This is a genomic window from Streptomyces sp. P3, assembly GCF_003032475.1.
Classification (GTDB): Bacteria; Actinomycetota; Actinomycetes; order Streptomycetales; family Streptomycetaceae; genus Streptomyces.
On sequence record NZ_CP028369.1, the window covers coordinates 7,370,928 to 7,383,594 of the forward strand.

General features: G+C 67.1%; 11 protein-coding genes. 1 reads left to right on the top strand and 10 read right to left on the bottom strand.

Translation table 11 applies throughout. The annotated features are described in order from the left end of the window. Positions 1-23: 23 nt before the first annotated feature. The 9 genes from C6376_RS32495 to C6376_RS32535 all read right to left on the bottom strand — a co-directional run bounded on the left by C6376_RS32495 (position 24) and on the right by C6376_RS32535 (position 9,549). A complete protein-coding gene (locus tag C6376_RS32495; RefSeq protein WP_107446631.1) occupies positions 24-230 on the bottom strand; it encodes an FxLD family lanthipeptide in 207 nt (68 codons plus the stop codon). A gap of 58 nt (positions 231-288) precedes the next feature. After that, positions 289-1,512, bottom strand: coding sequence for a methyltransferase, FxLD system (gene fxlM, locus C6376_RS32500; RefSeq protein WP_107446632.1), 1,224 nt, complete (start codon positions 1,510-1,512; stop codon positions 289-291). Positions 1,513-1,750: 238 nt separating this feature from the next. Continuing rightward, positions 1,751-3,154 carry a phosphotransferase gene (locus C6376_RS32505; RefSeq protein WP_107446633.1) on the bottom strand — a complete coding sequence of 468 codons (1,404 nt, stop codon included), beginning with the start codon at positions 3,152-3,154 and terminating at the stop codon, positions 1,751-1,753. A gap of 264 nt (positions 3,155-3,418) precedes the next feature. After that, complete coding sequence (locus C6376_RS32510; protein WP_107446634.1) at positions 3,419-4,261, bottom strand: SAM-dependent methyltransferase; 843 nt, start codon at positions 4,259-4,261, stop codon at positions 3,419-3,421. Then, positions 4,251-5,420, bottom strand: a complete 1,170-nt coding sequence (locus C6376_RS32515) for a protein-L-isoaspartate O-methyltransferase (RefSeq protein ID WP_107446635.1) — start codon at positions 5,418-5,420, stop codon at positions 4,251-4,253. Before C6376_RS32515 ends, C6376_RS32510 begins: the two co-directional genes overlap by 11 nt. Further along, on the bottom strand, positions 5,417-5,908 hold the full coding sequence (locus C6376_RS32520) for a LuxR C-terminal-related transcriptional regulator (RefSeq protein ID WP_107446636.1): 492 nt from the start codon (positions 5,906-5,908) through the stop codon (positions 5,417-5,419). Before C6376_RS32520 ends, C6376_RS32515 begins: the two co-directional genes overlap by 4 nt. 312 nt (positions 5,909-6,220) lie before the next feature. Continuing rightward, positions 6,221-6,997 carry a DUF6415 family natural product biosynthesis protein gene (locus tag C6376_RS32525; protein ID WP_254076167.1) on the bottom strand — a complete coding sequence of 259 codons (777 nt, stop codon included), beginning with the start codon at positions 6,995-6,997 and terminating at the stop codon, positions 6,221-6,223. 461 nt (positions 6,998-7,458) lie between these two features. Then, positions 7,459-7,893, bottom strand: coding sequence for an ATP-binding protein (locus tag C6376_RS32530; protein ID WP_107446638.1), 435 nt, complete (start codon positions 7,891-7,893; stop codon positions 7,459-7,461). A gap of 411 nt (positions 7,894-8,304) precedes the next feature. Further along, on the bottom strand, positions 8,305-9,549 hold the full coding sequence (locus tag C6376_RS32535; RefSeq protein WP_107446639.1) for an IS256 family transposase: 1,245 nt from the start codon (positions 9,547-9,549) through the stop codon (positions 8,305-8,307). Positions 9,550-10,024: 475 nt separating this feature from the next. Between C6376_RS32535 and C6376_RS32540 the strand changes: the two genes are divergently transcribed. Beyond that, positions 10,025-11,482, top strand: a complete 1,458-nt coding sequence (locus tag C6376_RS32540) for a helix-turn-helix domain-containing protein (RefSeq protein ID WP_107449324.1) — start codon at positions 10,025-10,027, stop codon at positions 11,480-11,482. Here C6376_RS32540 and C6376_RS32545 read toward each other — a convergent pair. Further along, positions 11,472-12,284, bottom strand: coding sequence for an alpha/beta hydrolase (locus C6376_RS32545; RefSeq protein WP_107446640.1), 813 nt, complete (start codon positions 12,282-12,284; stop codon positions 11,472-11,474). The genes C6376_RS32540 and C6376_RS32545 overlap by 11 nt on opposite strands. Positions 12,285-12,667 lie beyond the last annotated feature (383 nt).

Here is a 12,667-nt window from a genome sequence, read left to right on the forward strand (position 1 = left end):
GCCGCCCCGGCGGACGCCACGTGTCAGGCGGCGTCCTCGATGGAGGACTGGCAGGCGCTGGCCCCGTTCACGCAGGTGTTGCCGCAGCCGTCGCTGGTGGGGCACATGAAGACAGTGAGGGGGCTCTCGGAGATGACGACCCGGATGTCGAGCTCGAAGTCGTCGTCGGCGAGGGCGTCGACCGGCAGCCCGACTGGGGCGGGGACGCTGTGCAGTACGGCGGTGGTCATGTGATCACTCTCTTTGTCCGATGGGATGGTGCAGAACGCCCTGGCCCAGCGCCGCGGTTCAGACGGCCGACCAGGAGATCGAAATCCGGCTGTGCCTCTTGTCGATGATCCGGTCGCCGGTGATCCGGTCATCGGGCGTGCCCGCCGGGTAGACGGCGATGCGCGGGCCGTCAGCGCCGCGCACCTTTTCGCCCCAGGTGCGGAGGATGTCGGCGATTCGCTCAGCGAACTCGGCCGCGTCGGGCCCGAAGGCGTGGACGCCGTACTCTGCGGTCTTCTTCTCGGTGTCGCGGCGCACGACGGTGTAGGCGAAGTGCGGCCCGTCGATGGCGACCATGGACCAGCTGTTGCCCGTGGGGCCGATCTTGCCGGTGGTCAACTCGGGTTTGGTGGACATGAAGCAGAACTTGGGGACCTGTGTGGACAGGTACATCTGGAGGGTGCCGATGGGCTCCTGGCTGGCGACGGTCACCCCGGTCCACGTCTCGGCGCGGGCGCTGTTCAGGACGCCGTCCAGCAGAGAGGGGTTGGCGGGCAAGCCCTCGTCGAAGCGCAACGTGACGCCCTCCTCCCCGGGCAGCTGCATGACCTGCTGCTTGTGGGAGCCGGCGCCCTGTGCCGCCACGAAACCGCACACGTGGGCGCTGGTTGCGACGAGGTGGTCAGCCTGCCGGACGAACCCGTAGGTGCGGGTCAGGCCGTTGATGCGGAGCGGCACGACGAGCCGGCCATCGTCCTTGAGCTGGTCGATCCAGGCTGGCGGGATGTCCCAGGCGCCGACCGTCACCACGATCGCGTCGTAGGGGGCGTTCTCGGGAAGGCCGTTCTCGGCGTCGGCGACGACGACGTTGACGCTCGCGTAGCCGGTCTCGGTGAGGAACCGCTTGGCGCGGTCGGCGGGCGCGGGGTCGATGTCGACAGTGGTGACCTGACCGGTGGGCCCGACCAGCTCCGCGAGGTACGCGGCGTTCGGCCCGTTGGTGCCGATCTCCAGCACGTTGTCACCCGGGCGGATGCCGGCCTGCTCCAGCTGCATCGCCTGGATCTGCGGAGCGGACACCGAGCTGGTGTGATTGCCGTGCTCGTCCTCCTGCGTGATCACGGCGTTGTACGTGCTGTACGCGTCCTCCAGCGACGCCTCCGGTACGGCAAGGTGCCGGGGCACCTTGCGCATGGCGGCCTCGACCGCAGGCGACACGATCGTGCCGTCCTCCTTGAGCTGGTCGACGACCTTGTTGCGGAGCCGGGTGGCCTCGTCGGGGGCCACGGTCACATCGGTCATAGAGGGGTTCCTTACGGGGCCTCGTGCGCCTTCGCCTCCGGCGTCGGCGCCAACTGCAGGGTGGTTCGGCGATGGATGCCGGCTGGCGGAAGCCGGCGTTTGCTCAGCGCCCCAAGGGCAGCTCCTGAATCCGTTCGAAGGTGTAGGTGTGGTGGTCGGGACCGGTCGAGCTGCCTGCGCCCGTACTATCGCCAGGCATGCTCATTGACCCGCTCCGATGCCGTGGGATCGGATGTCGTCATGCCTCCTTCCGGAGCCGGTGCAGGGTGCGATGCCCGCGCTCGACGAGTTCGGGGTCGCCGTGGGTGGCGCCGTACTGGATGCCGCTGAGCGCGTCGAGGGCCGACAGACCCTTGAGCGCTTGGGCCTCGTCCGGGGACAGCGTGCGGCCGTAGCCGTCGAACAGGGCGGCTTCGAGTTCGGGCGCGTCAATCCAGGTGTCGGCGATGCGTACGAAGTCGCTGACGAGGGGCCCGATTTCCGCGCGTTCCCAGTCGATGAGGGCCAGGGTCCCGTGGTCGTCGAGCAGCAGGTTGCGCCGCTGTACATCACCGTGGCGACGGCCATGGGGGACGGGCGGTACACGGGGCAGGTGCAGGGCGAGGGACCGCACCAGCGTCTCCTCTCCGGGCTCGAGGAGCCCGTCGGCTGCCGCGAGGTGCCGTTCCAGCTTGGCCAGCCCGCCCAGGGCCTGCGCCATCATCGGGGGCTCGCCGAGGTGGAGGGCCCGCAGGAGCTGCCCGAGCTGGCGGTAGACCGACTGCCAGGCGGCCATGCTCAGGTCGGCGCCGTGGAGTACGCGGCCGGGAAGCGCGCTGACGATCACGGCGAGTTGTTCGGGGTCGGCGGCGACGAGCTGCGGGGCGCGGTCGGCTCCGAGGGCTGGGGCCCACTCTCTCAGGGCGCCCACCTCACGCTGGTGGAACTTGGGCCCCTGGTGAACCTTCAGGTACCAGCTCCCGCTGTCGCGTCCGGTTAGCCGCCACACGTGGGAAGCCTCCCGCGCCCAGGAGGCGTCCGTGACCTCCTTCAGCGGGCCGATGGTCCGTTCAGCGAATGTGCCGAGCTGCTCACCCAGTACGGCGTAGGGGTCCGGCGCCCGCGTGGGCAAGGGGTGCAGACGGCTGGGCCCGTTCGCTTCGTAGACGATCGGGTCGTCGGGTTCCTGGAGATGCAGCGCGAAGGAGTGCCCGTCCCGGTACGCCTCCAGGCCGGCCCGGCAGTACGCCACCATGTCGTCGGGCAGGTCGTGGAGGGCAAACCAGTCCAGCTGTGAGCAGCGGTCCGGTTCGGCGATACGCGGGACGCCGATCCACCGGGTGACCTCGAAGAACCAGCCGGTGCGGTTGTGACCGGCGGGGCTGCGGTGCTGCATCACCAGCGCGACGCGGACATCGGCCGGCCGGATGATGATGCCCAGCTCTTCCTCGGCTTCCCGGACCAGCCCGGTGACCACGTCCTCGAAGTCGCCGTCGAGGTGCCCGGAGGGCATGTGCAGTAAGCCCGAGGCGTAGGTGTCTCCCGCCCGCCGGCTCAGCAGCACCTCGCCGCCACGCCGCAGGATGAGATGGACGTCGACCGGTTCCCGGTGGCGCTGCACGATGTCGTCCCCGCCCCGATGCGAGGTTGCCTGCCTGTTCACCGCTGGCCTGTCAGACGGGGGTGCGGCCGACGTCGGCTCGCGTCCGGGCACCGCGGCGTGACGTCGGCTAGCCGACCCGCAAAGGGGTTTTCGGGAACGCGCGCGAACGCGCGGGTGTGGGGCATGCGGATCTCCGGGGTGCAGACGTGACGTCTAGCGTCAGTGACCGCGACGCCCGGGTGCCCGTTTCCGGACGTCACGGATTCTATCCGGGACACCATTGAGAGTTGGCTGGTCACCGGCTTGATCACGCCGATCTGCTGATCACACAGCTCGGCCACGCGCGGACTCCTTTCGGGCCGTGCCGGCGTATGACGCGGCCTGGGGCAGGACCGGGTATTCGAGTGCCAGTGTCTGTGGCGCGGTCAGGCCCGGGGAGCTCAGTTGCCAGCCGTCGAACAGTCGGGCGATCTGCTCCTTCGTCCGCAGGTGGACGGGGCAGCCGGCCGCCGTCATGGTCTTGGCGAATCGGCGCACGGGTTTGCCCGAGACGTCGGCGGTGGCGTGCGTGATGACGAGAGCGCTGCCGGTGGCGGCGACGTGCTTGTACTGGTCGACGAGGACGGTCAGGGGCTGCGCCGCGGTGTCCTCGATGTGGTGGAGCACGCTACCGAACAGAAGGATGACCGGTTCTCGCCAGTTGATCGTCTCCAGGATTTCTCTGGAAGCGAGAACCGACTCGGGGTCGCGTACGTCGGCGCACAGGCTCTCGACGACAGCGAGCGCCTTGCCCGTCATCATTGCGTCGGCGTGAGTGTGCACCAGCACGTCATTGTCGATGCACACGGCGCGGGCGTCGGGATGAATGCGGGTCAGGACATCCACCGGCGTGGGGCTGTAGGGAAGGCCGCAGCCGAAGTCGACCAGCTGCCGGATGCCCGCGATGGCCAGGGCCTGCACCATCAGGAGCACGTACATGCGCTCGTGGCGGACGGCGCTCTCCAGGAACGGCATGCGGTCGGCCGCCCGACGGGCCCCGTCACGGTCGACGATGTAGTGGTCTCGCCCGCCGAGCAGGTAGTTCTGCATCCGGGCGCTCGACGGCCGTGCTTGCAACTCGGCGATCGCTGCGGAGGGGTGCAGGAGCATCGGATGGTCAGGTCGCATGCCGCTCCACCTCGCCGGTGATCGTGTGGAGTTCGGGCAGACGCCACGACGGACCGTCCGGTGCACCGAGCCACAGCGTGTGTTCGGTCTCCGTGATCGTCACGCCCAGCTGCTCCACCTCTGGTTCTCCGGCCGCGTGCCACTGACCGAGCGCGTCGAACAGATCGGAGCCGAGATCGCGCGGCCCCCACTCGTAGATGCGGGGGGAGTGGAGGAAGACCACTGCCCGAGACGCCTGGTGGTCATGAATACGCAGGCGGTCGGCAACGTCGCCTTCGAGCTGCGCAACGCCGCGCACGACCTGCATCCGAAGGTCAGGGCGAAGCATGCCGGCGAACAACCGGGCAGCCAGCCGTACGTGCGCCCCCCTCGCGGCCAGGGCTTCCGACGCCCTCGGGCTGCCCTGCGACTCGACGGAGCTGCCCTCACCAGGGCGGTGCTCGCGCAGCCACACGGTCTGCGGAGCCGGTCCGGCGTGGAAACGGCCACTGGCCGACGCCCCGTCCCGCGCCACGGTCAGGACGAGCAGAGTGCTGGATCCGCCCAGAGCGGTACGGACCGGCAGGCACAGCCGACCACCCGGACGAACCCGGGTGACCCACTCCCACGGCACACGGCGTACCGCACGATGGGACATGAGCCCGTGGAACGAACCCGCCGGTCCCAAGACCCCGGCCTGAGACCCGCTGACCACCTGAACCCGCGGGTAGGGACGTAGGCGCTGCCGGGCGATCTCGGCGAGACGTTCTGTGTCCGCGACCGTCACCACCTGGCCGCCCTGGAGATGGTGCTCCAGAGAGGCTGCCGTCCAGCCGCAGTCCGTACCGATCTCGGCCACGGCCGTCCCCGGCACTGGAGCGAGCGCGGCCAGGCGTGCCGTGACGTCTTCTTTGGACGGGATCACTCCCGTGACGATGCCGGGGCCGCCCTCCCCACCGTCGTCGACGTCGAACACGAGCATCTCGGAGCGATGGACGAACTTCGCCCACTCACCGGCGTTCTTACTCCGGTCCACCCTGCGCCAGCGCCCACCTCGGTGCGTCCGGATCACGTGGGGCACGAAGTCCTGCCGCCGGTCGCAGGTGAACACGTCCCCCGCGTGCTGGTGAACGGGGCCACTGCCCGGTCGCAGGCTGCCGGCCTCGACGCGGGCGTTCATGCCTGTCCTGCCATGGCGACGACGTCTCCGGAGTTGTCACGGCCGGTCGCGGGGCTCAGGAGACGCAACTGCCATCCTCGCGTGACCGCGTGCGCGGCCGAGGAAGCACCCAGCGCCCGCAGCAGGCGTCGAGCGTCCTTGCGCACGTCGTACAGCGGACGCTTCGCGCCGGCCGCGATCTCCTCGACGGTCTTTCCGCCGGCGAGCCCTGCCAGGACGGTGTGCTGCTCCTTGGGCAGCTTGACGACGTAGTCCACAGGCCCGGGGACGTCCAAGTACCCGTGACGGTAGGCGAGGTCCACCATGCTCGCCCGCTCGGAAGTTCCGAGCTTTCCGCCGATCCGGAGGATGTACGTCTTGACCGTGCTGTCGGACACTCCCATGTCGCAGGCCGTCTCTGCGGTCGTCTTTCCCTGAGAGATGCCCAGCAGAGCCTCCCGCTCCTGAGGGGAGAGCGGCGGCGAGACGGTCTCGTCCGGGGCCGGCATGGTCGTACTCCTTTGGTGTTCTGGCACAGTCGTCGTCTTATCGGGGCCGGCCCACTTCGCTGGTCGGCTGGTTGGGGCGTGAGCTACGAACCGCCGTAGAGCTGCAGGGCGAGTTCGGCGAGGACGTAGACGTTGGGCAGGCTGATGGCGGTAGCGAGGAGGACGGCGCCCCGGTGCTCGCGAGCCTGTCGCCAGCCACGTCGAACGCGCCCTGGGGCCGGCTCGTCTTTGCGGGGTGAGCCCGAATTCGGTGGGGCGGCCGGAGCACGGTGAATCCGCTGAGGAGGCGCCGCGCGATAGGACCCGGTCATGTCATGCACCGTCCCGCTCGCAGTCCTGTTCGGCGTAGCGCACCAGGGTCTCGGTGTGGACGGCGAGACGGTATGCGTGCTCCCTCGCCGCCTTGAGCCCCTCTCCCGGAGCGACGTCGCGGGCCTCCTGCGAGCGTTCGATCGCCTCACCGCATGCGGACCCGCGACTCCCGGCGGCGAGCGATTCCAAGTGGATCGAGACGTGGGGGACGAGAGTGGTGACGTAGCCGCTGAGCGCTCGTGTGACCGCCGCGAGGGTGCGCGGATGCGGGTACACCCCCGCGTGCTTCCAGGACTTCGCTGCACGAATGGCTTCGCGGATACGGGTCGAATCGAACCCGGCGCACACAGTCCTGCCCCAGCCGTCGACCATGTCGGCAGAGGCGTCGACAGCAGGAAAGACGGCGAGCAGCTCCCGCCCGACCTCGGACATCCGCCGGTGCAGGGACGCCGCACGCACGGTGTCGCCGGGAATCTCTTCGTCGAGTAGCGCACGCACGCGTATGACCAGTCGAGCGTCTTCCAGAGGAGGCTCGTTGGCATCGACAGGAACGACTGCTCCGAGTAGTCGCATCAAGTGACCGCGCATGAGGAGCAGTTGGACGTGTCGTTCGTCCGGGTCTTCGCTGACGGAGGCAGTCTCGGCGAAGACCAGTCTGGTCACTTCGCGGTGAAGGGTCTCCTGCGCCGCGACAGGCGATGGTCCAGGTGCGAGGGTCGATACAACGGTCCTCAGGTCAAGGCTCAGTTCCCTGAATGAGCCCTCCGGCCAGGACACGCCGTCCACCTGCCCACTGCCGACTGGGTGGGCCGAGGCCGTGGTGCGAGGCATAAGGGCAACTCCACTAATCGAATACGAAGTTAGCGATCGGGGTGTCACCTCGGCGGCCCTCAAGGAGGAGCCGCCGAGGCATTTCGAGCCGCCACTCGCCGACAAGGGCGGTTCGTCCAGGTGAAGCACGGCGCAGCGTGCTACATGGGCATCGTCCAAGGGGCCCGTAGACACCGGTACCGCGCCGCAGGACCCGGTCGGGACGTCCTGGGACGTCCCACTGGTTACACGACCATCAGGGCCGAACGACCCAACAACGGTGAGTCGTTGCGGCTGGGCCGTTCCGTCGCTCCCCCCAGACGACCCTGAAATCTCGGGAGGGGACGACGATGCAGGTAGTGGACTCACTACTTCGGTGGAGCATCGCCGGCTTAGTCCTGAGGCAGCTTCTCGCGTGACTGCGATCATCACGACCTCCTCGTAGGAACGCCGAAGACGCACCACGTCGACCTGCCGTCGGCGCTGACGCCCCAGTCCTGTGCGAGGACGGCAACGAGGAACAGCCCGCGGCCGGAGACATCTTCGTCGTCCGCAACGGTGAGCTTGGCTGGCGCCGGGTTGCCGTCTGTGACTTCGACCCGTACCTCTCCGCAGGAGTAGAGGACCGTCAACTCGATGTCTCCGCAGCCGTGTTCGATGGCATTGGCGACAAGCTCGGAGACGGCGAGCACAATGTTCTCCGCGGTCGGCCCAGGTACTCTCCACAGCCGCAAGTGGGCGGCGGTGATCCGCCGCATGCGTCCGACTCGGGCCTTGTCCGGGGTGAAGGCCACCGCGAAACCGAGGGCGGTTTGGTGCACGAGTTCTGCTGCGACCATGGCGACGGCCGTGGCGGGGCTCATCGGGGGCCGGTCCCACCGTGCCACTGCGGGCCGACGCCGCCCAGCAGTACGGCGCTCGAGACAGTGGATCTGCCAGTAGAGGAGTTCATGTGGGGGTGCTCCCGCTCGTCGAGTAGCCGGCCTACAAGAGCGAACCGCCTAATCCCGGTGACTGGAATGGGGTCAAGAGATCGGAGGTGGTCAAGGTGGTCAAAGATCGTCTGCGGACATCGACGCAGCGGGTGGCGTGGTGCGCGCGGGATGGGCACGCATGGCCGCTGCCACGTCAACGTTGTGCGTTTGGCATGGATCCAGTGCACAGCGGTCTGCGCGGCCAACTCCCGTCGATTGACGACGGGTTCCCGGGTCCATGGTGGTGCTCCCTTGCTGTCGATTGCTGGGCGAAGGGTCATGTCCCGCGAGGTGGTGTAGTCACGGCAGCTGTTTCGGTTCCGGTTGTGGGGTGATCTGCGGTTCGGGTTCGGTTGACTTGGTGGTGAAGAGCTCGGCCATGGAGGCTTCCGACAGATAGCGGCGGTCGAAGACCTGCCACTCGTCGTGGAGTTCGGCCAGCACCGCGGCGGCGAGCCGGTCCAGAGCGGCGGGGTTGGGGAAGACCTGGACGACATCGGCCCGCCGTTTGATCTCCCGGTTCAGCCGCTCCAGCGGGTTGGTCGACCAGATCTTCTTCCAGTGGGCCGGCGGGAAGTCGGCGAATGCGGTGATGTCTGTTGCCGCGTCCAGCAGCATCTTCTTGACCTGCGGGAACTGACGTCCGAGCATGTCGGCGACCACGTTCAGCTGAGTGCGCACCTGCTCGCCGGTGGTCTGCGCGAAGATGGTGCGGATGGTGGCGGCGACCATCTCCCCGGAGCCCCTCTCGATCACCGAGAACACGTCCCGGACGAAGTGAACCCGGCACCTTTGCCAGGCCGCACCGAGGAAAACGGTGCGGATCGCGGCCACCAGCCCGCTGTGGCTGTCGGAGATAACCAGCTGGACGTTCTCCAGGCCGCGGGCCCGCAGCGAGCGCAGGAACTTCGTCCAGAACGGCTTCGACTCACTGTCGCCGACCATCAGCCCGAGGATCTCGCGGTGTCCGGTGGCGGAGATCCCGGTGGCGATGACCACGGCCTGGGAGACGATCCGGTGGTTGACCCGGGCCTTGCAGTAGGTGGCGTCCAGGAAGACGTAGGGGAAGACGGTGTGGTCCAGCGGCCGCTCCTTGAACGCGGTCAGCTCCTCGTCCAGCTCACCGCAGATGCGGGAGACCTCGGACTTGGAGATCCCGCTGTCCGCACCGAGTGCTTTGACCAGGTCGTCGACCGAGCGGGTCGAGACACCATTCACGTATGCCTCCATCACCACGGCGAACAACGCCCGGTCGATCCGCCGCCGGCGTTCCAGCAGCGACGGGAAGAACGACCCGCTCCGCACCTTCGGGATCTTCAGGTCCAGGTCGCCGGCCTGCGTGGTCAGCAGCCTGTCCCGGTGACCGTTGCGCCAGGTCGTGCGCGTCTGGGAATGCTCGCGCGGCGCGGCGCCGATCACCTCGGTGGCCTCGGCCTCGATCAGCTCCTGCAGGATGCGCTCGCACACCACCCTGATTGCTTCAACTCCATCGGCCTGACGTAGTGACTCAAGCAGCCGCATCAGCTCAGACTGGGACAAGGCCATCGCGTGCTCCTCCGGTCGAACTGCCCGTTCACCAGAGAGACTTGCGCGATGGCCTGCCCTTGTTCAGGGAGCATGCACCGCCAGCGGTTGCACGCCCCGGGCAGACACCCGCGCGTTCCGGGACGCTGCCCGACTACACCACCTGGCGGGACGCCATCGGGCGAAGCACGGTTAGGAGCATGAGGGCCGCGAACCCTCTTGCGTCATTGCGTCGTTGCATGAGCGGGTATGCATGAGACGCATGGACCGCCGGACAGCGGACATCTAGCGTCTCTAGGCTTGGGCTCCCAGAGCGGAGCGCCAGACGAGCGGGGTACGGCACATGGCAACTGGGCAGGTTCGGCACTGCGCCTGTGGCACGCGGTTGGCACGGGACAATTACGCGAACCGGTGCGCCCTCTGCCTCCGTAAGGACCGGGCTCATGCTGTGGCCTCCCCGCCCGTTGTGCCCCCGGAGTTCTGGCAGCGGCCCACCATGCGTGAAGCGCTGAGTAGTTGGCACATGGGCCGGGTGTTCTACGCCTATCGCACGCATCCGTGGCATGGCCGTGTGCTCTCGCAAGAAGCCATGGCGGTATGGCTCGGACTCAATCAGGCGCAACTAAGCCGTATTGAGAGCGGCAAACCTCCGCAAGACCTCAGCAAACTCATGAGGTGGGCGCATAGCCTGCGGATTCCGGCAGACCTACTGTGGTTCAAGTTGCCCAGGTCAATGCAGGAAGTTTCTACCGAGGCGGTTCCTGTAGTGCCACCACCCGAAGAAACGTCGTCCGCTCAGAAAGAGGCTCCGCAGGTCGGCGTGATGCTGCCGATCGTTATCCACGGCCGGACAGTCCTGGTGCCGGTAAACGCTGAGACCCTTGCAGCGAGCGGTTTGGGCACGCTACTTGGTCACTCGGCGGACAGCACCGCCACGGACGCACGCAAGCGAGACCCCATGAGCCCCATAAACCGCCGCGACTTGCTCAGGACTGGCGTAGCAGCTGCCGCGCTGCCTGGCCTCGGGCTGTACGAGCTAGAGCACATTGCGGCTGCGCTGGACGATGCCCGCTACCTCGACGGGCCGGTCGTTAGCTACTTCCGTCGCCAACTCGAACAAGCCAAGCGCGACGACGGGGCGCTCGGCCCGAAGAAGACGCTGCCGGTTATGCTCGGCCTATTGGGTGCGATTGAGGGCCATGCTCGGGACGTGACGCCGCGTGTGCGCCGTGAACTCCTCGCCGTCGGTGCGGAAGGTGCAGAGTTCACCGGATGGCTGTACCGAGACATTCAACAGCCGCAGGCGGCCGTCTTCTGGTATGACCGCGCAATGGAGTGGGCGCAGGAAGCGGACAACGCAGCCATGCAGGGCTACGTACTTCTCAAAAAGTCACAGATGGCGTACGACGAGCGTGATGCCCTGCGCATGCTGACGCTTGCCGAAGCTGCCAGCAATGCCCGCTGGCAGCTGCCGGTCCGTGTCCGGGCCGAAGTTACGCAGCAAGAAGCGCTAGGTCGCGCCATGCTCGGGGACCCGCTCGACGTGGTGCGCGGCAAACTGGACACGGCACAAAACCTCTTGGCCAGCGTTCCCGAGGAGGAGCCAAACAGTCTCGGGGCGTACTTCACTGGGCACACGCGCCTGCTCCGCGATGCAATTACCTACACCGAGGCCGGTAAGCCGAGTCTCGCCGTCGATCTCTTCAGCGACGTACTGAGCACGGGTAGCCTCTCCCGCCGCGACACGGGCTTTTTCAATGCACGACGGGCGGCAGCATTGGCGCTCAGCGGTGAGCCTGATGAAGCCGCGAAGGTCGGCAAGGAGTCGGCCGAAGTGGCGCGCGAAGTGAAGTCAGAGCGCACAGTGCGCGTCCTCGGCGAGGTACTTCTGACCCTTGATAGGTGGCGTAGCCGGCCTGCGGTTCGCGAATTCCGTGAGTTGCTTACTGCCTGAGCCACTCGATCACGGTGCGGATGACGAAGGCTTGGTATCCCTGGCTCTTAGGGTTCAAGTATTGCGGGTCATCATGGACAGCGAAACCGTGCTGCGAGCCCTCAACGGGCACGAGCTCAACCGGTGCCGTGAACTGCTCGACAGCAACGCGCGAGGACTCGTACGGAACGAGCGTGTCAGCCGTGCCGTGCACGATGAGAGTTGGTGCTTGAACCTCCCCGAGTGCTTCATGGGGATTAAGCCAAAACACCTCGTTGAGAATGGGCCGCCCGTGGTGGAGCGTTGGCGTGAACTGAAGTGCGCCGCGCTCGTTGAGTTCCTGGGCAGCTTCCTCGCTGATGACGTCATCTGTCCAGTACGGCCGACTGTCGATAGTCCGCCGCTTGTAGTCCAGCTGAGGATTGAACAGCACGAGCCGAGTAACTTCGTTCGGCCGCTTTGCGGCGTAGTAGGCGCAGATACCGCCGCCGAAACTCGCGCCTAGCAACGTGATTTGTTCGGCCTGAGTCGCTTTGTGGACGTGCGTAAGCATGATGCGAATGTCGTTGAGGATTGTCGAGAGCGTTAGCTCTTCCTGCCGTCCTTCACTCTCGCCATGGCCGCGTAGGTCAAACCGGAGTGAGGCGATACCGGCGTCAGCAAGGCCGTCTGCAAGCCGCGTGAAGAAGCCGCCTTCTTCACGGGTGACGCCTCCGCCGTGCACAAGCACCACGGCCGACGGTGTCGGTTTCTGGGGACGTACCAGGGTGCCCGCCAGGTGCAGGCCGTCAAGGGTGCGAACGCTCACGCTGTTAGTCGCCATGAGGGCAAGCGTAGTTATCAGCTCACGGTGGCAAGGACCTCCGCCGTAGAGTGTTCCTCGTCGACTCCACGCATCCGAACGTCCATCGACGGGACTCCTCGATCCAGCTCACGACCGCGGGCGCTCTGGTGCCCGTGGCCTCGATGGTTTGCCGTGTTCTGGCGAGCGCGTGCGCAGGCTCTGTACGAGAAGTGGGGCTATGAGAAGCAGGACGAGGCCAAACCGTCCGACGACTCCCCGCTGTACGCCGTCATGGTCAAGCGTCCGGCCTGAGACATCAAGAGGGCCGCGCCCGGCTCCTCTCCCACCGACCTGAGCCCGGCCGCCTTGAATGACCAGAGGTTGCCCCGTGAGGTGACTTTCTGCCACATGTCGAACGTGGG

What these genes read in the sequence shown, in the direction of transcription:
- fxlM (WP_107446632.1), bottom strand. Translation starts at nt 1,512, where the DNA reads ATGACCGATGTGACCGTGGCCCCCGACGAGGCCACCCGGCTCCGCAAC.
- C6376_RS32535 (WP_107446639.1), bottom strand. Translation starts at nt 9,549, where the DNA reads ATGGCCTTGTCCCAGTCTGAGCTGATGCGGCTGCTTGAGTCACTACGT.
- C6376_RS32495 (WP_107446631.1), bottom strand. Translation starts at nt 230, where the DNA reads ATGACCACCGCCGTACTGCACAGCGTCCCCGCCCCAGTCGGGCTGCCG.
- C6376_RS32520 (WP_107446636.1), bottom strand. Translation starts at nt 5,908, where the DNA reads ATGCCGGCCCCGGACGAGACCGTCTCGCCGCCGCTCTCCCCTCAGGAG.
- C6376_RS32545 (WP_107446640.1), bottom strand. Translation starts at nt 12,284, where the DNA reads ATGGCGACTAACAGCGTGAGCGTTCGCACCCTTGACGGCCTGCACCTG.
- C6376_RS32510 (WP_107446634.1), bottom strand. Translation starts at nt 4,261, where the DNA reads ATGCGACCTGACCATCCGATGCTCCTGCACCCCTCCGCAGCGATCGCC.
- C6376_RS32530 (WP_107446638.1), bottom strand. Translation starts at nt 7,893, where the DNA reads ATGAGCCCCGCCACGGCCGTCGCCATGGTCGCAGCAGAACTCGTGCAC.
- C6376_RS32515 (WP_107446635.1), bottom strand. Translation starts at nt 5,420, where the DNA reads ATGAACGCCCGCGTCGAGGCCGGCAGCCTGCGACCGGGCAGTGGCCCC.
- C6376_RS32540 (WP_107449324.1), top strand. Translation starts at nt 10,025, where the DNA reads ATGCGTGAAGCGCTGAGTAGTTGGCACATGGGCCGGGTGTTCTACGCC.